We start from the raw sequence: 17,907 nt of genomic DNA, 5'->3' as shown, positions 1-17,907 counted from the left end.
ATGTTTCGAAATGTGAAAGAATTAATTCAGCTGACAAAAGAAAAGAACGTGCCCATCTCTGAAATCATGATCACGCAAGAGATCGAGATGTCAGGCCGGACACGGGAAGAAATATTCAAGCAGATGGAAGCCAACTTGGCCGTGATGGAAGATGCTGTTCAAAAAGGTATTGAAGGCGTCGTGTCGCACTCAGGATTGACGGGAGGAGACGCCGTTAAGCTTCAGGCCTACCTCAAATCGGGCAAAGGGCTGTCAGGGGATGTCGTCCTTGACGCTGTCAGCAAAGCGGTTGCGACAAATGAAGTCAACGCTGCGATGGGAACGATTTGCGCAACGCCGACGGCCGGATCGGCCGGCGTTGTCCCGGGGACGCTCTTTGCGGTAAAAGAGAAACTTCACCCGACGAAAGAGCAGATGGTCCGCTTTTTATTTACATCGGGAGCGTTCGGATTCGTCGTTGCCAACAATGCGAGCATTTCGGGAGCCGCCGGAGGCTGTCAGGCTGAAGTCGGCTCAGCCTCGGGCATGGCGGCTGCCGCCATCGTCGAAATGGCGGGCGGAACCCCTGAACAGTGCGCCGAAGCAATGGCGATCGCTTTAAAAAACGTACTCGGTCTAGTCTGCGATCCTGTCGCAGGGCTCGTTGAGGTCCCGTGTGTGAAGCGGAACGCGATGGGCGCAGCCAACGCAATGGTCGCGGCTGATATGGCGCTTGCCGGCATTACAAGCCGCATTCCATGCGATGAAGTGATCGATGCGATGTACAAAATCGGCCAGACGATGCCGACGGCACTGAGGGAAACAGGCCGGGGCGGTCTTGCCGCAACACCGACGGGCAAAGAATTGGAGAAAAAAATATTCGGAGGAGCGTCAGCTGCACGTGGAACACAATCTGCAACTTAGTATATCTGTTATAAAAGGCGTCGGGACGGAAACGGAAAAAACGTTAAACGAGCTTGGAATCTATACGGTTCTCGATCTTTTAAACTACTTCCCGTACCGATATGACGATTATGAATTGCGCGATTTGGAAGAAGTGGCACACGACGAACGAGTGACGGTGGAAGGGAAGGTTCACAGCGAGCCTTCTCTTGCCTATTACGGGAAAAAGCGGAGCCGCCTCACATTCCGGCTATTGGTCGGAAACTATTTGATCACAGCGGTTTGCTTTAACAGGCCTTATTTGAAAAAAAAGCTTGCGATCGGCTCGATTGTTACCGTAACCGGAAAATGGGACAAGCACAGACAATCCGTGATGGTGCAGGAGCTGAAAAATGGGCCGCACCAAGGTGACCAATCAATTGAACCCGTCTACTCTGTCAAAGAAAACATCACCGTAAAGACGATGAGGAAATTGATTCAAGAAGCCGTCCGCAGCCATTTGCCGTTCGCCGAAGATCCCCTTCCGGAAAAGCTTCGGACCGCCTATAAACTTCTGTCTTACCAGGAGGCGGTAAAGGCGATGCACAAGCCCGAGTCGAGGGAAGCTTTAAAACATGCCCGGCGCCGTTTTGTGTATGAGGAATTTTTATTGTTTCAGCTGAAAATGCAGGCTTTGCGGAAGTTCGAGCGGGAAGCGTCCGACGGAATCAGCCACACCTTTCAGCTGGAAGACGTCAATTCGTTTGTCAAAAGCCTTCCGTTTCCTTTGACAAACGCGCAGGCGAAAGCGCTCGACGACATATTAAGGGATATGGCTTCAGGGTATAAAATGAATCGGCTTTTGCAAGGAGACGTCGGTTCAGGCAAAACAGCCGTCGCCGCGATTGCGTTATACGCCTCGCTGCTTTCGGGATTCCAGGGGGCGATGATGGTGCCGACCGAAATACTGGCGGAACAGCACGCCGATTCGCTTGTATCTCTCTTTGAGCAACACGATGTCAATGTGGCGCTTTTAACAAGCTCTGTGAAAGGGAAAAGGAGAAGAGAGCTTTTAGAAAGATTAAAAGAAGGAGAAATAGATATTTTAGTGGGGACGCACGCCCTTATTCAAGACGATGTCCACTTTAAACAGCTCGGACTCGTGATCACCGATGAACAGCACCGCTTCGGCGTCGAGCAAAGAAAAAAACTGAGAAGCAAGGGGAAAGATCCCGATGTCTTGTTTATGACGGCGACGCCGATTCCGAGAACACTGGCGATCACGGTTTTCGGGGAAATGGATGTGTCCGTCATCGATGAAATGCCGGCTGGGCGAAAGCGGATTGAGACTTATTGGGTGAAGCACGACATGCTCGAACGGATTCTCGCGTTTATCGAAAAAGAACTTAAAAAAGGCAGACAGGCGTATGTGATTTGTCCCTTGATTGAAGAATCGGACAAGCTCGACGTTCAAAACGCGATCGATGTGCACAGCATGCTGACCCATGCCTTCAGAGGAAGATGGCAGATCGGTCTCATGCACGGAAAGCTGTCAAATGACGAAAAAGAACAGGTGATGAGGCAGTTCAGCAAAAACGAATGCCAGATTCTCGTTTCCACAACCGTCGTTGAAGTCGGGGTAAACGTTCCGAATGCGACGGTCATGCTGATCTATGATGCCGACCGGTTCGGCCTTTCCCAGCTCCACCAGCTTCGCGGCCGGGTCGGGCGGGGCGACCACCAGTCGTATTGCATCTTAATGGCAGACCCGAAATCAGAAACGGGCAAAGAGCGCATGAGCATCATGTCTGAGACGACGGACGGCTTTGAGCTTTCTGAAAAGGATCTTGAACTTAGAGGGCCCGGGGACTTCTTCGGCAAAAAACAGAGCGGGATGCCGGAGTTTAAAGTCGCCGACATGGTTCACGACTACCGCGCGCTGGAAACGGCAAGAAGAGACGCTGCAGAACTTGTCTCTTCAAAAGCGTTCTGGACGGATGCCGAATATGAAAACCTGCGGGAACACTTGAAAAACAGCGGGGTTATGGACGGAGAAAAGCTGAGCTGACCTGAAGTCCCGTGAAAATTTATCGTCGGCGGGTAAAGAAAGATTGCATTCCAATCTATGAAATTATATACTACTATTAGTACCTAGTCATAATTGCGCGGATGGTGTTTAAAAACATGAGAAAAAGTAAGAGGGAACGCCAAGAATTGCTGCAGCAGACGATTCGTACGACCCCGTTTATTACGGACGAGGAGTTAGCTGAGAAATTTAACGTCAGCATTCAGACGATTCGCTTGGACCGTTTGGAACTTTCCATACCTGAACTGAGAGAAAGAATCAAAAGTGTTGCCGAGAAATCTCTTGAAGATGAAGTCAAGTCTCTCCCGCTCGACGAGGTCATTGGCGAGATCATTGACTTGGAGCTGGATGAGCACGCGATTTCCATTCTTGAGATCAGAAGGGAGCATGTTTTCAGCCGAAATCAAATCGCCAGGGGGCACCATTTGTTTGCCCAGGCCAACTCGCTCGCCGTCGCCCTCATCGATGATGAGCTCGCATTGACAGCCAAAGCGGACATCCGCTTTACCAGGCAGGTCAAGCAAGGCGAACGGGTCGTTGCAAAAGCAAAAGTCGTGAAACTTGATAAAGATAAAGGCAGAACAGTTGTTGAAGTGAACAGCTATGTTGCCGAAGAGCCTGTGTTTTCAGGCGAATTTGTCATGTATCGTTCAAAACAATCATAGAAGGTGGCGCGTAAGTCATGAAAATTGCTGTAGATGCCATGGGAGGAGACAATGCTCCCAAAGCGGTTATTGAAGGCGTGATGAAAGCGGTCGAAGATTTTGAAGACCTCGAGATCACGCTGATCGGCGACCGGGAAAAAATAGCCGCCCATTTAACAGAACACGGGCGGATCACTGTTAAACATGCGGAAGAAGTCATCGAAGCGACAGACGAGCCTGTCAGAGCCGTCAGAAGAAAGAAGAATTCATCGATGGTTCTGATGGCTGGGGAAGTCGCTGAAGGCAGGGCGGATGCCTGCATTTCCGCAGGAAACACCGGAGCGCTTATGACGGCCGGGCTCTTTATTGTCGGCCGGATTGAAGGGATTGAAAGGCCTGCGTTGGCACCGACATTGCCGACCGTCTCCGGTGACGGCTTTCTCCTTCTTGATGTCGGAGCGAATGTGGACGCCAAGCCCGAACATCTCGTTCAATACGCCATTATGGGATCTGTTTACGGAGAACAGGTGCTGGGCGTTAAAAATCCGCGCATCGGACTTTTAAACGTCGGAACCGAAGACAAAAAAGGAAATGAGCTTGCCAAGCAGACCTTTCAAAAATTAAAGGAAACCGATCTGAACTTCATCGGCAATGTGGAAGCACGCGACATGCTGGACGGAGTCGCTGATGTCATCGTGACAGACGGCTTTACCGGTAACGTTGCCTTGAAAACAGTCGAGGGCGCGGCGCTGTCCATTTTTAAAATGCTGAGAACGACGCTGACTTCGAGCTTCACGGCGAAGCTCGCCGCTTCTGCGCTGAAGCCGAAGCTGAAAGAAATGAAAACAAAAATGGATTACTCTGAATACGGCGGAGCCGGATTGTTCGGCTTAAAGGCGCCCGTCATTAAAGCGCACGGATCATCTGACGGACGCGCTGTTTATCACGCGATCCGCCAGGCAAGAGAGATGGTCAGTCAAAATGTCGCGGCATTTATCGAAGAAAAAATTCAACAAAAAGCAGATGAATAGTCTGGAGGTTTTAACACATGGGCAAGATTGCTTTTCTATTCCCGGGCCAAGGTTCGCAGCATATCGGCATGGGACACGAATTGTATGAAAAAGAACCGAATGCGAAGAAGATTTTTGAAGAAGCGGATCAAACGCTTGAAACAAAACTGAGCACCCTCATGTTTGAAGGGGATGCAAAGGAACTGACGCTTACATACAACGCGCAGCCAAGCCTTTTAACGGCGAGCATCGCAGCGCTTGAAAAACTGAAGGAATACGGCATTAAAGCCGATTATGCGGCAGGGCACAGCCTCGGCGAATACAGTGCATTGGTAGCTGCCGGCGCCTTGTCGTTTAAAGATGCGGTTTATGCCGTCAGAAAGCGCGGCGAATTCATGAATGAAGCCGTGCCGGCAGGAGAAGGCGCGATGGCGGCAATTCTCGGCATGGACAGCGAGGCGCTCAAAGAAGTGACGGACAAAATTTCTGAAGAAGGAAATCTTGTTCAGCTTGCCAATTTGAACTGCCCCGGGCAAATCGTCATCTCGGGAACAGCTAAAGGCGTGGAGCTCGCTTCAGAGCTTGCCAAAGAAAAGGGCGCAAAACGCGCGATTCCTCTCGAAGTCAGCGGGCCGTTCCATTCTGAACTGATGAAGCCGGCAGCTGATAAGCTTCGTGAAGTTCTTGATGCGTGCACGATCAACGATGCAGCGATTCCGGTCGTCTCCAACGTAACGGCCGACTTTGTAACGGATAAAGACGACATTAAGAATAAACTGATTGAACAGCTGTATTCCCCTGTACGCTTTGAAGAAACAATCAGCCGCTTGATTGACGAAGGCGTCACAACGTTCATCGAAATCGGTCCCGGAAAAGTTTTGTCAGGGCTTGTGAAGAAAGTGAACCGCAGAGTCAAAACGATTGCTGTATCAGACCCGAACACAATTGAACTTGCCGTTCAAACGTTGAAGGAGGAAAACGAAAATGCTGGAGAATAAAACAGCCGTTGTTACAGGAGCCTCAAGAGGGATCGGCCGCGCGATCGCCCTGGACCTGGCGAAAAACGGAGCAAATGTCGTCGTTAACTACGCGGGAAATGAAGCGAAAGCGAACGAAGTTGTAGACGAAATCAAAGCGCTCGGCCGCGATGCGTTTGCTTTTAAAGCAGACGTTTCCAATGCGGATGAAGTTCAGGCGATGATGAAAGAAGCGGTCGGACGCTTCGGCACGCTTGACATCCTTGTCAACAATGCGGGCATTACAAAAGATAATCTGTTCATGAGAATGAAAGAAGATGAATGGGACGACGTCATTAACATAAACTTAAAAGGTGTGTTCAATTGTTCTAAAGCTGTGACAAGACAGATGATGAAACAAAGAAGCGGCCGAATCATCAATATCACCTCGGTTGTAGGCGTCGTCGGTAACGCCGGGCAGGCCAACTATGTCGCGGCTAAATCAGGCGTGATCGGCTTGACGAAAACGCTGGCGAAAGAGCTGGCGTCAAGAAACATCACCGTTAATGCGATCGCTCCGGGATTTATTTCAACGGAAATGACGGACAAGCTGACAAAAGACATTCAAGATGAAATGCTGAAGCAGATTCCGCTTGCACGGTTCGGCGATCCGTCTGACATCAGCAGCGCCGTTGTTTTCCTCGCATCTGACCATGCGAGCTACATGACCGGCCAGACGCTGAACATCAACGGCGGAATGGCTATGGTTTAAACGAAATCAAAAATTGAATTATCTCTGGTTTTTTAAAAACGAATCAACTATAATACTTGAGGGGAGGTGAATAGCTATGGCAGACGCATTAGAGCGTGTAACAAAAATCATCGTAGACCGCCTCGGCGTGGATGAAGCTGACGTCACTCTTGAAGCTTCTTTTAAAGAGGATTTAGGCGCTGATTCCCTGGATGTAGTTGAGCTTGTCATGGAACTTGAAGACGAGTTTGATATGGAGATTTCTGACGAAGATGCTGAAAAGATTGCAACAGTCGGTGACGCTGTGAACTACATAAATAGTAAGCAGTAAGCTCATTAAAGTCCCGTTTAAAGACGGGGCTTTATCCCTTTATAAATGCGGCTTTAATTTTAATGTTTTGCCCAATGATACACGAACCTGCCTTTTCATAGGAGGTGAGGTGAACTCGATGTGCCCATATGGAGGTTGCTATGTCAAAACATTCACATTTCAGAGACAAAAAAATGTTTCAAAAGAAAGCGGAGCAGTTTAAAAAGTTTCAGGAACGGATTTCGGTTCAATTTCAAAACGAGAAGCTTTTATATCAAGCGTTTACACATTCATCTTATGTGAATGAGCATCGAAAGAAGCCATATGAAGATAATGAGAGGCTTGAATTTTTAGGAGACGCCGTTTTGGAACTGACGATTTCTCAATTTTTATACGCCAAATACCCGGCGATGAGCGAGGGTGATTTGACGAAATTGAGAGCGGCGATCGTATGCGAGCCTTCTTTGGTTTCCCTGGCCCACGAGCTTTCTTTCGGAGAGCTTGTTCTATTGGGAAAAGGAGAGGAAATGACTGGAGGAAGAAAGCGTCCGGCGCTTTTAGCCGATGTGTTTGAAGCTTTTATCGGTGCGCTCTATCTGGATCAGGGGCTCGAAGCTGTCGTGGCCTTTCTGAAAGCGTACGTTTTCCCTAAAATCGACGATGGTGCTTTTTCTCATGTGATGGATTTTAAAAGCCAGCTGCAGGAATTTGTACAGCGCGACGGACGAGGCATTCTGGAGTATAAAATCCTTCAGGAAAAAGGACCGGCGCACAACCGCGAATTTGAAGCAAACGTATCGCTAAAAGGAGAAGTACTTGGGGTGGGAAGCGGCCGTTCCAAAAAAGAAGCAGAACAGCATGCCGCTCAAGAAGCGCTTGCGAAGCTGCAAAAACACCATATGAAACAATAAATCCCCCTTGCAAAACTCAGGGGGATTTCAATGTATTTTGAGCCTTTTCCATAGGGTTATGATAGAATTGTAATACTTTAATACATAAGGAGGATCACCATGTTCCTCAAACGTTTAGACGTGATAGGATTTAAATCGTTTGCAGAACGAATTTCTGTAGATTTTGTAAAAGGCGTGACAGCCGTCGTCGGCCCGAACGGCAGCGGAAAAAGCAACATCACCGACGCGATCCGCTGGGTGCTCGGTGAACAGTCCGCCAAATCGCTCAGGGGCGGCAAAATGGAAGATATCATTTTTGCCGGCAGCGACTCGCGGAAAAAGCTGAATCTTGCCGAAGTGACGCTGACGCTTGACAATGACGACCGCTTTTTGCCGATCGATTTTCACGAAGTCAGTGTGACGAGAAGAGTCTACAGATCGGGAGAAAGCGAATTTCTCATCAACAACCAGCCGTGCCGCCTGAAAGACATCATCGATCTTTTTATGGATTCAGGGCTTGGAAAAGAAGCATTTTCCATCATCAGCCAAGGCAAAGTCGAAGAGATTTTAAGCAGCAAGGCTGAAGAACGAAGAAGCATCTTTGAAGAAGCGGCCGGCGTATTAAAATACAAAACAAGAAAGAAAAAAGCCGAAAACAAGCTGTTTGAGACACAGGACAATTTGAACCGGGTCGAAGACATTCTCCACGAACTCGAGGGACAGGTGGAGCCGCTGAAAGTGCAGGCATCGATCGCCAAAGACTACCTTGAAAAAAAGGCTGAGCTTGAAAAAAACGAAATCGCGTTAACGGCGCATGATATCGAAGAGCTTCACGGAAAATGGGAATCCCTTCAGCAAAAAGTCGAAAAGGCGAAAGACGAAGAAATGTCATCTTCTGCGGCCATCCAGGCAAAAGAAGCCAAGATCGAAGAGGCAAGAGATAAAATTCAAGCGCTCGACGAATCGGTCGATGAGCTTCAGCAAGTGCTGCTTTTGACAAGCGAGGAACTGGAGAAGCTTGAAGGCCGGAAAGAAGTGCTGAAGGAACGCAAAAAAAACGCGACGCAAAACAGAGCCCAGCTTGAAGAAGCGATCGTCCACCGCAGTGAAAAAGAGCGCAGCCTGAAAGAGAAAATCGCCGCGCAGAAGCTTGTGTTTGAAAAGCTCGAGACCGAAACAAAAGAGCTTGCCCGCCAGGTGAAAGAAAAGAATCAGGCTCTCTCCGGATACAGCGAAAATGTAGAAGAAGAAATCGAACAGTTGAAAAGCGATTACTTCGAGCTGTTGAACGAACAGGCTTCCGTCCGAAACGAGCTTCAATTTCTTGAAGACCAAATGTCCCAATCTGCGGCACAGCAAAAACGGCTCGCCCAAAACAATGAAAAATATTTAAGCGAGCGGAAGGAAATCGCCGACCGAAAGATGAAAACCGAACAAGAATTCAGCCTCGTGGACGAGCGCCTTCACAGCCAGATTCAAGCATTCAGGGACGCGCAAAAAAGCTACGAACAGAAAAAAAGCCAGTACGAAAAAAAGGAATCCGCCCTTTACCAGGCTTATCAATACGTTCAGCAGGCGCGCTCTAAAAAGGAAATGCTTGAAGCGATGCAGGAGGACTTCTCAGGGTTTTATCAAGGCGTCAAAGAAGTATTAAAGGCCAAGAGCGAGCTTCCGGGAATTCGCGGCGCGATTGCGGAGCTGTTAAAGACGGACGAGCGGTATGAAACAGCGATCGAAATTGCGCTCGGTGCAACAGCCCAGCATGTTGTCACAGAAGATGAAGATGCCGCAAGACGGGCGATTCAATATTTGAAAAAGCATTCGTTCGGAAGGGCGACCTTTCTCCCGCTTTCCGTCATCAAAGAGCGCCGCATCCAGTCGAGAGACATCGAGGCGGCGAAAGAAAACCCGTCGTTCATCGGCATCGCCAGCGAGCTTGTTTCGTTTGATCCGGCCTACCGGACCGTCGTGCAAAACCTGCTCGGCACCGTACTGATCACCGAGCATTTAAAAGGCGCCAACGACCTTGCTAAGCGGCTCGGCCACAGGTACCGGATCGTCACCCTTGAAGGGGATGTCGTCAATCCGGGCGGTTCAATGACGGGAGGAGCTGTTAAGAAAAAAAGCAGCTCGCTTCTGGGACGCAACAGGGAACTGGAAGCCCAGACAAAACGCCTCGCAGAAATGGAAGAGAAAACCGAATTGCTCGAAAAAGAAGTGAAAACCCTGAAGCTGACGATTCAGGAGCTTGATGCCAAACTTCAGTCACTCCGCGAGGACGGAGAACGCATAAGAACCGAGCAGCAGGAAATCAAAGGTCGTCTGTACGAACTCGAAATCGCCGAGAAAAACGTCAACAGCCATTTGGAACTCTACGACCAGGAAAAATCGGCTCTGCTCGAAGGAGACGAAGACAAGAAGAGGCGTAAAAAAGAGCTTGAAGAAAAGCTCACATCGATCGCCGGCGAGCTGAAGCGCCTCGATTCCGAAATCGAAGCCATGACGGAGCGGAAACAGACGCAGACCTCGACGAAAGAAGCGCTGCAAAGCGAGCTGACCGATTTGAAAGTCGTGCTGGCGAAAACCGAACAGTCGTGTGAAAATGAACGGGAAAAGCTAGCAAGGCTTGAAGAAGAGTATGCCGAGAATGCGGAAGCGCTCAAGGTGGCCGAAGAGGATCTTTCTTTCTTGACGACAGAGATGACCTCCAATACTTCCGGTGAGGAAAAACTTGAAGAAGCTGCGAAAAAGAAGCTGAACGACAAAAATAAAACCGCAGAGCTTATCGCATCAAGAAGAGAGCAGCGGATGAAACTGCAAAAAGGCCTTGAAACCGAAGAGCTGGAACTGAAAGAAATGAAGCGCCAGTATAAGCAGATGGCCGGTCTCTTAAAAGACGAAGAAGTCAAGCTCGGCCGCATGGAAGTCGAACTCGACAACCTGCTCTCTTTCCTGCGAGAAGAGTACGGTCTTTCATTTGAAGGGGCAAGGGAAAAATATCCGTTGGAGCTTTCCCCTGAAGAAGCGAGGAAGCGCGTCAAGCTGATCAAGCTTGCGATCGAAGAGCTGGGAACGGTGAACCTCGGCAGCATTGAGGAATTCGAAAGGGTCAATGAACGCTACCTCTTCCTCTCGGAGCAGAAAGACGACCTGCTCGAAGCGAAAAATACGCTCTTTAAGGTTATCGAGGAAATGGATGAGGAAATGACGAAGCGTTTTGCGGAAACATTTGCGCAGATCAGTTCCCATTTCGAAGACGTCTTCCGGGCGCTGTTCGGCGGCGGAAGAGCCGAGCTCAAGCTGACAGATCCGAATGACCTGCTCCAATCGGGCGTCGATATTATCGCTCAGCCTCCGGGCAAAAAACTGCAGAACCTGAGCCTGCTTTCCGGCGGGGAACGGGCCTTGACGGCGATCGCGCTCCTGTTTTCGATCCTCAAAGTCAGACCGGTTCCGTTCTGCGTGCTGGATGAAGTCGAGGCGGCGCTTGACGAAGCGAACGTGTTCCGCTTTGCCCAATACTTGAAAAAATACAGCCATGAAACCCAGTTTATCGTCATCACCCACCGGAAAGGAACCATGGAAGAAGCCGATGTTCTTTACGGCGTGACGATGCAGGAATCAGGCGTTTCCAAGCTGGTCTCAGTCAAGCTTGAAGAAACAAAAGAATTAGTTCAATAAAGCGAGGTTACAGGACATGAGCTTTTTTAAAAAACTGAAAGAAAAAATCACACAGCAGACCGATTCGGTCTCAGGCAAATTTAAAGAAGGCCTGGCGAAAACGAGAAATACGTTTCAGGAGCGGGTCAATGAGCTTGTCTCCCGCTACCGGAAAGTGGACGAGGATTTTTTTGAAGAGCTTGAAGAGGTTCTGATCAGCGCTGATGTCGGCGTTGCAACGGTGATGGAGCTGATTGACGAACTGAAGAGCGAGGTCAAACGAAGAAATATACAGGACCCGAAAGAGGTTCAGTCCGTCATTTCTGAAAAGCTCGTCGAAATCTATGAAGGCGGGGAGCAGGAAGCAGCAGAGCTCCGCGTCGAAGACGGCCGCTTAAACATCATTTTATTCGTCGGCGTCAACGGCGTCGGCAAAACGACGACGATCGGCAAGCTCGCCCATCAATTCATCAAAGAAGGCAAAAATGTCGTCCTTGCTGCCGGAGATACATTCAGGGCCGGCGCGATCGACCAGCTTGAAGTGTGGGGAGAGCGCGTCGGCGCGCATGTCGTCAAACAGGCGGAAGGTTCGGATCCTGCGGCCGTTATCTATGACGCTGTTCAAGCCGCGAAAGCCCGCGGCGCCGATGTTCTGCTTTGCGACACGGCAGGCCGCCTGCAAAATAAAGTGAACTTAATGAAAGAACTCGAAAAGGTAAAGCGCGTGATTCAGCGCGAAGTGCCTGATGCGCCTCATGAAGTGCTGCTCGTACTGGATGCGACGACAGGGCAGAACGCGATGACACAGGCGCGCGAATTTTCCAAAGCGACTGATGTCTCTGGCATCGTGCTGACGAAGCTCGACGGAACGGCAAAAGGCGGCATCGTCCTCGCCATCCGCCACGAGCTGCAGATTCCGGTCAAGTTTGTCGGACTGGGAGAAAAAATGGATGACCTGCAGCCGTTTGAAGCAGAGTCATATGTATACGGCCTGTTTTCCGATCTGATCGAGAAAGAAGAATAGGCGCGGAAAACCCCTTCGCCGGGGTTTTCTTTATCGCCGTCATGTATGACAAGATAAAAACTTGACAGATCAAATATTTCAGCGTAAACTAGTGTATCGTAAAGGGATTTGACTTAACAAAGGGGAGAGTCTCATGACGCTTGAAAAAACAACGAGAATGAATTACTTATTCGATTTCTATCAGTCGTTGTTGACATCAAAACAAAAAAGCTACATGTCGCTTTACTACTTAGATGATTTCTCCCTTGGCGAAATAGCTGAAGAATATCATGTCTCAAGGCAGGCGGTCTATGACAATATCAAACGGACGGAAGCCATGCTTGAGCAATATGAAGAAAAGCTACTTTTGTTTAAAAAATTTCAAGAGCGCAAAAAGATTTTTGAAGAGCTGAGAAAGCTGACTGACGGTCAGCCCGAGGCGGAATCCCTGATCGATGCGCTTGAGAAATTAGATTAGGAGGCGGCACTTAATATGGCATTCGAAGGATTAGCCGACCGACTGCAACAAACGATCTCAAAAATCCGCGGAAAAGGAAAAGTAACGGAGCAAGACGTCAAAGACATGATGCGCGAAGTCCGTTTAGCGCTCCTTGAAGCGGACGTCAATTTTAAAGTCGTGAAAGATTTTGTGAAAAAGGTAAGCGAACGAGCTGTCGGACAAGACGTTATGAAAAGCCTGACGCCCGGACAGCAGGTCATTAAAGTGGTAAAAGAAGAGCTGACGGAGCTGATGGGCGGCGAGGAAAGCAAGATTGCCGCTGCAAAGCGTCCGCCGACCGTCATCATGATGGTCGGTCTGCAAGGGGCCGGTAAAACGACGTCGACCGGAAAGCTTGCCAACCTGCTTCGCAAAAAACATAACCGCAATCCGCTGCTCGTGGCAGCAGACATCTACCGCCCGGCGGCGATCAAACAGCTGGAAACGCTCGGCAAGCAGCTCGATATGCCGGTATTTTCACTTGGTGACAAGGTCAGTCCGGTGGAGATTACCAAGCAGGCCATCGAAAAGGCGAAAGAAGATCATCACGACTACGTTCTCATCGATACGGCGGGACGCCTTCACATTGATGAAGAACTGATGGATGAGCTTGAGCAGGTAAAAGAAACAGCTCAGCCGGAAGAGATTTTCCTTGTCGTTGACTCCATGACGGGTCAAGACGCGGTCAATGTTGCCAAAAGCTTCAACGAACAGCTCGGTGTGACGGGTGTCATCTTGACGAAGCTTGACGGTGATACAAGAGGCGGGGCGGCCTTGTCAATCCGCGCCGTGACAAACACGCCGATCAAATTCGCCGGAATGGGCGAAAAGCTTGATGCGCTGGAGCCGTTTCATCCCGAACGGATGGCTTCGCGGATTCTCGGAATGGGCGATGTGCTCACCCTTATCGAGAAAGCCCAAGCCAACGTAGACGAAGAAAAGGCGAAAGAACTCGAGCAAAAAATGAAAAATATGAGCTTTACGCTCGACGACTTTTTGGAACAGCTCGGACAGGTCCGCAATATGGGACCGCTTGAAGACCTGATTCAAATGATGCCCGGCGCAGGCAAAATGAAAGGCTTAAAAAACGTTAAGGTTGATGAAAAACAGCTCAGCCATATCGAAGCCATCATCAAGTCGATGACCGGGAAGGAAAAAGAGCAGCCTGAGATCATCAATGCAAGCAGGCGCAAACGGATTGCAAAAGGAAGCGGGACATCCGTTCAGGAAGTTAACCGTCTTTTAAAGCAATTTGAAGAAATGAAAAAAATGATGAAACAGATGACAAACATGACAAAAGGCAAGAAAAAAGGGTTTAAACTGCCCTTCATGTAAACCTGTTTTCAGATGATAAAAACGTTGTTAAGAAAAAACACTTTACAAACACTTTTATCATTGTTAATATACTATCTTGTTGAAATATTTTCGGAGGTGCTAGTAAAATGGCAGTAAAAATTCGTTTAAAACGTATGGGAGCTAAAAAATCTCCTTTCTATCGTATTGTTGTAGCAGATTCTCGTTCACCGCGTGACGGCCGTTTCATCGAAACAGTCGGAACTTACAACCCGGTTGCAAAACCAGCGGAAGTCAAAATCGACGAAGAGCTTGCTCTTAAATGGCTTCAAACAGGAGCTAAACCGTCTGACACTGTTCGCAACCTGTTCTCTAAAGAAGGCATTATGGAAAAATTCCACAACGCTAAACAAAGCAAATAATGAGTGATCTGCACTTGGAAGAGCTGATTGTATCACTGGTCAAACCGCTTGTGGATCACCCGGATGATGTTCAGGTTTTCAAAGAGGAAAATCCAGAGCGGACGATGTTCCGCCTGTCTGTCAACAGAGAGGATACCGGCAAGATCATCGGCAAAAAAGGGCGCACTGCAAGAGCGATACGCTCTGTCGTATTTGCGGCAGGCGCACAGTCTTCTAAGAAAGTTCAACTTGAGATCGCAGACTAAGGGGAGAGGGTGAAAACCTCCCCCTTTTTTAACATGAAAGAAAAATAGAAACAGATGAACGATTCCGATTGTCGGCTTATGCCAGGCTGCCGGATTTCAGGGAAAGGAAAAATCACGGGACAGTAGGTGATGATGCCATGCAAATTATCCAACGTGTTACCGTCATGCAGGTTTTGACTGAAAACAGCAAAAAAAAGCTGCTGGCTTCTTTTGAAGAAAGAAAGGAAATTCTTGAGCGCGAATGCAACCAGCTCTATTTCCAGCTCAGGAAACACGAAAAGGAACACCACAATCCGGCAGCGACTGAGTCATTTAAAAAAGAAATTGAAAAACGCCAGGACAAGATTAAAATGATCGTTTTTCAAATCAATCAAATCCACACACTGCCGCTTGGCAGCGAAGTAAAGGAAAAAGAAATCGACGCTTTAATGGACATTGAAGTCGGGGATAATTGGCATGATATGACGGCGGGAAAAACAATCGTGATTAAAGACGGGATCGTCATTGAAATTCGTCCGAGGTGAAGAAATGCTGAAACAATGGTTTAATGTAGGGAAAATTGTTAATACTCATGGGGTAAAAGGCGAAGTCCGCGTCATTTCAAGAACCGACTTTCCTGAGGAACGGTACAAGCCCGGAAACACGCTCTACTTGTTCCTGGAAGGAAAAGACGAGCCTGTCCAGGTGACCGTCAGCGCCCACAGGCTTCACAAACAGTTCCACCTTTTGCAGTTTAAAGAGGTTGAAACGCTTACCGAAGCCGAAAAATTAAAAAATGCCTTGATTAAAGTTCCCGAAGACCAATTAAGCCAGTTGGCGGAAGACGAATACTACTTTCATGAAATCATCGGCAGCGATGTTTTCTCGGAAGACGGGGATTTAATCGGCAAGGTCAAAGAGATTTTAACGCCGGGCGCCAACGATGTCTGGGTCGTGGCAAGACCGGGAATGAAAGACGCGCTCATCCCTTATATTGACGCCGTTGTCAAAGAGATTAACGTGGCGGATAAAACGATCAAGATTCATATCATGGAAGGGTTACTTGACGAATGAAAATCGATTTTTTAACGCTTTTTCCGGAAATGTTTGAAGGCGTGCTCGGCTCGTCGATCCTGCAAAAAGCCCAGGACAAGGACGCTGTCCGTTTTCGCGTGGTGAACTTTCGGGCCTTTTCCGACAACAAACATCAAACTGTTGACGATTATCCATACGGCGGCGGAGCTGGAATGGTGCTGAAACCGCAGCCCGTCTTTGACGCGGTCGAAAAGCTGACGGCTGAAGCCGAAGGGTCTCCGAGAATCATCCTCGTCTGCCCCCAGGGGGAACGCTATACCCAACAGAAGGCGGAAGAACTGGCGCAGGAAGAACATTTAATGTTCATTTGCGGGCATTATGAAGGGTATGATGAACGGATCAGGGAGCACCTGTCTACAGACGAGATTTCGATCGGAGATTTCGTTTTGACAGGGGGAGAGCTTCCGGCGATGATGATCGCAGACAGCGTTGTGCGGCTTTTGCCGGGCGTGCTCGGCAAAGAAGAATCGCACCTTGAAGATTCTTTCAGCACGGGGCTTCTTGAACATCCCCATTACACGCGGCCGGCAGATTATAAAGGACTGAAGGTGCCGGACGTTCTGACATCCGGGAACCATGCGAAAATCAAAGAATGGCGGCGGAAGGAGTCTATCAGGCGCACTTTTTTAAGGCGTCCCGACCTTCTGGAAAACTATCCTTTATCTGAAGAAGAGCGAAAATGGATTTCTGAATGGAAAAACCGGTAGATTCTATTGCACCCGGGAAAAAGGTGTGGTATGATACTACTTGTGACTTGAACGGGAACGCTCGTTTAAGTTTGAAAACGATGTTCCGCTGTGCCGGTTAACTCGCGCAAGAGCATCTGTTGGAAGGAGTTGAAGACGATGCAAAAATTGATTGAAGAAATCACAAAAGAACAATTGCGCACTGATTTGCCTGCGTTCCGTCCTGGTGATACTTTACGTGTACACGTTAAAGTTGTCGAGGGTAACCGTGAGCGTATCCAGGTTTTTGAAGGTGTCGTGATTAAGCGTCGTGGTGGCGGGATCAGCGAAACTTTCACAGTTCGTAAGATTTCTTACGGTGTCGGAGTTGAGCGTACATTCCCATTGCACACACCGAAAATCGCGAAAATCGAAGTTGTCCGTCATGGTAAAGTACGCCGTGCGAAACTTTATTACCTGCGCGAACTTCGTGGAAAAGCGGCTCGTATTAAAGAAATCAGACGATAATGATAACGAACGAAAAGAGCTTGTTAACCATAACAAGCTCTTTTTTTGTCAAACAAGTATAAATGCACCGCACCATTAAAAGAATAGCAATAACAGAAAGTAGGTGTCAGACAAATGGTGATCCAATGGTTCCCCGGGCATATGGCCAAAGCGAGGCGGGAAGTAACGGAGAAACTCAAGCTGATCGACATTGTATACGAACTGGTCGACGCCAGAATTCCGATGTCTTCAAGAAACCCGATGATTGAAGAGATTTTAAAGAACAAGCCGAGAATCATGCTGCTCAACAAGGCGGATAAAGCGGACTCCTCCGTGACAAAGGCTTGGAAGCAGCACTTTGAAAAAGACGGAATTCCTTCTCTCGCCATCAACTCGGTCAACGGACAGGGGCTCAATCAAATTCTTCCTGCATCAAAAGAGCTGCTGAAAGAAAAGTTTGATAAAATGAAAGCAAAAGGTGTAAAGCCGCGCGCGATCAGAGCATTGATCGTCGGCATTCCAAACGTCGGCAAATCGACTTTAATCAACCGGCTTGCGAAAAAAAACATCGCCAAAACAGGCGACAGACCCGGGATAACGACTGCACAGCAGTGGGTGAAGGTCGGAAAAGAGCTCGAGCTTCTCGATACACCGGGGATTTTATGGCCGAAGTTTGAGGACGAGCTTGTCGGGCTGAGGCTTGCGGCAACAGGCGCAATTAAAGATTCGATTATCAACTTGCAGGATGTCGCCGTCTACGGCTTGCGCTTTTTGGAAGAGAATTACCCTGAGCGCTTAAAAAAGCGCTATGATCTAGAGGAGATTCCTGAAGAGATTGCAACGCTTTTTGATGAGATCGGAAAAAAACGCGGCTGTCTCATGGCCGGAGGCGAGATCAATTACGACAAGACGACAGAAGTCATCATCCGCGATATCCGCACCGAAAAGTTCGGTCCGCTTTCTTTTGAAAAGCCGGAGGATATGTAAAAAGGCGCGCTTTTAAAAGAGCGGGCCTTTATTTTTGCAGGAGA

19 protein-coding genes are annotated in these 17,907 nt (G+C 48.6%); all 19 read left to right on the top strand.

Annotated features, from left to right (window positions below; translation table 11 throughout):
• Positions 1 to 903: an L-serine ammonia-lyase, iron-sulfur-dependent, subunit alpha gene (gene sdaAA / locus H2R00_RS06585; RefSeq protein ID WP_182070695.1), complete on the top strand. Its 903-nt coding sequence runs from the start codon at positions 1 to 3 to the stop codon at positions 901 to 903.
• The gene (gene recG / locus H2R00_RS06580; RefSeq protein WP_234113008.1) at positions 881 to 2,929 is read left to right on the top strand and encodes an ATP-dependent DNA helicase RecG; all 2,049 of its coding nucleotides are present in this window, start codon (positions 881 to 883) and stop codon (positions 2,927 to 2,929) included. Before sdaAA ends, recG begins: the two co-directional genes overlap by 23 nt.
• A gap of 116 nt (positions 2,930 to 3,045) precedes the next feature.
• Positions 3,046 to 3,612 (top strand): transcription factor FapR, encoded by a 567-nt coding sequence (gene fapR / locus H2R00_RS06575; protein ID WP_003181698.1) that lies wholly within the window; start codon positions 3,046 to 3,048, stop codon positions 3,610 to 3,612.
• A 17-nt stretch (positions 3,613 to 3,629) separates the two neighbouring features.
• The gene (gene plsX, locus H2R00_RS06570) at positions 3,630 to 4,622 is read left to right on the top strand and encodes a phosphate acyltransferase PlsX (protein ID WP_003181700.1); all 993 of its coding nucleotides are present in this window, start codon (positions 3,630 to 3,632) and stop codon (positions 4,620 to 4,622) included.
• 17 nt (positions 4,623 to 4,639) lie between these two features.
• Positions 4,640 to 5,599 (top strand): ACP S-malonyltransferase, encoded by a 960-nt coding sequence (gene fabD, locus H2R00_RS06565; protein WP_176275650.1) that lies wholly within the window; start codon positions 4,640 to 4,642, stop codon positions 5,597 to 5,599.
• Positions 5,586 to 6,329, top strand: coding sequence for a 3-oxoacyl-[acyl-carrier-protein] reductase (gene fabG / locus H2R00_RS06560; protein WP_023857217.1), 744 nt, complete (start codon positions 5,586 to 5,588; stop codon positions 6,327 to 6,329). The genes fabD and fabG overlap by 14 nt, the downstream gene beginning before the upstream one ends.
• A 76-nt stretch (positions 6,330 to 6,405) precedes the next feature.
• Positions 6,406 to 6,639: an acyl carrier protein gene (gene acpP, locus H2R00_RS06555; RefSeq protein WP_003181706.1), complete on the top strand. Its 234-nt coding sequence runs from the start codon at positions 6,406 to 6,408 to the stop codon at positions 6,637 to 6,639.
• 140 nt (positions 6,640 to 6,779) lie between these two features.
• On the top strand, positions 6,780 to 7,529 hold the full coding sequence (gene rnc / locus H2R00_RS06550) for a ribonuclease III (protein ID WP_075752863.1): 750 nt from the start codon (positions 6,780 to 6,782) through the stop codon (positions 7,527 to 7,529).
• A gap of 99 nt (positions 7,530 to 7,628) precedes the next feature.
• Positions 7,629 to 11,189, top strand: a complete 3,561-nt coding sequence (smc, locus tag H2R00_RS06545; protein ID WP_182070694.1) for a chromosome segregation protein SMC — start codon at positions 7,629 to 7,631, stop codon at positions 11,187 to 11,189.
• 16 nt (positions 11,190 to 11,205) lie between these two features.
• Positions 11,206 to 12,192 carry a signal recognition particle-docking protein FtsY gene (gene ftsY / locus H2R00_RS06540; RefSeq protein WP_065644117.1) on the top strand — a complete coding sequence of 329 codons (987 nt, stop codon included), beginning with the start codon at positions 11,206 to 11,208 and terminating at the stop codon, positions 12,190 to 12,192.
• Between the two features lie 133 nt (positions 12,193 to 12,325).
• Positions 12,326 to 12,649 carry a putative DNA-binding protein gene (locus H2R00_RS06535; RefSeq protein WP_043925936.1) on the top strand — a complete coding sequence of 108 codons (324 nt, stop codon included), beginning with the start codon at positions 12,326 to 12,328 and terminating at the stop codon, positions 12,647 to 12,649.
• Between the two features lie 15 nt (positions 12,650 to 12,664).
• Positions 12,665 to 14,005: a signal recognition particle protein gene (gene ffh, locus H2R00_RS06530; RefSeq protein ID WP_182070693.1), complete on the top strand. Its 1,341-nt coding sequence runs from the start codon at positions 12,665 to 12,667 to the stop codon at positions 14,003 to 14,005.
• A gap of 107 nt (positions 14,006 to 14,112) precedes the next feature.
• A complete protein-coding gene (gene rpsP, locus H2R00_RS06525) occupies positions 14,113 to 14,385 on the top strand; it encodes a 30S ribosomal protein S16 (RefSeq protein ID WP_006638197.1) in 273 nt (90 codons plus the stop codon).
• Positions 14,385 to 14,630, top strand: a complete 246-nt coding sequence (locus H2R00_RS06520) for a KH domain-containing protein (RefSeq protein WP_043925934.1) — start codon at positions 14,385 to 14,387, stop codon at positions 14,628 to 14,630. The genes rpsP and H2R00_RS06520 overlap by 1 nt, the downstream gene beginning before the upstream one ends.
• Before the next feature lie 137 nt (positions 14,631 to 14,767).
• Entirely contained in the window at positions 14,768 to 15,154 is a 387-nt protein-coding gene (locus tag H2R00_RS06515) for a YlqD family protein (RefSeq protein ID WP_003181722.1), read from the top strand.
• Between the two features lie 4 nt (positions 15,155 to 15,158).
• Positions 15,159 to 15,683 carry a ribosome maturation factor RimM gene (gene rimM / locus H2R00_RS06510; protein ID WP_154999507.1) on the top strand — a complete coding sequence of 175 codons (525 nt, stop codon included), beginning with the start codon at positions 15,159 to 15,161 and terminating at the stop codon, positions 15,681 to 15,683.
• Complete coding sequence (gene trmD / locus H2R00_RS06505) at positions 15,680 to 16,411, top strand: tRNA (guanosine(37)-N1)-methyltransferase TrmD (RefSeq protein WP_182070692.1); 732 nt, start codon at positions 15,680 to 15,682, stop codon at positions 16,409 to 16,411. The genes rimM and trmD overlap by 4 nt, the downstream gene beginning before the upstream one ends.
• Positions 16,412 to 16,549: 138 nt before the next feature.
• Positions 16,550 to 16,897: a 50S ribosomal protein L19 gene (gene rplS, locus H2R00_RS06500; RefSeq protein WP_003181728.1), complete on the top strand. Its 348-nt coding sequence runs from the start codon at positions 16,550 to 16,552 to the stop codon at positions 16,895 to 16,897.
• Positions 16,898 to 17,011: 114 nt separating this feature from the next.
• A complete protein-coding gene (gene ylqF / locus H2R00_RS06495; RefSeq protein ID WP_154999505.1) occupies positions 17,012 to 17,863 on the top strand; it encodes a ribosome biogenesis GTPase YlqF in 852 nt (283 codons plus the stop codon).
• Positions 17,864 to 17,907: the final 44 nt, after the last annotated feature.

The sequence above is a fragment of the Bacillus haynesii genome (assembly GCF_014042035.1).
Classification (GTDB): domain Bacteria; phylum Bacillota; class Bacilli; order Bacillales; family Bacillaceae; genus Bacillus; species Bacillus haynesii.
This window is presented reverse-complemented; position numbering and strand designations above follow the sequence as displayed.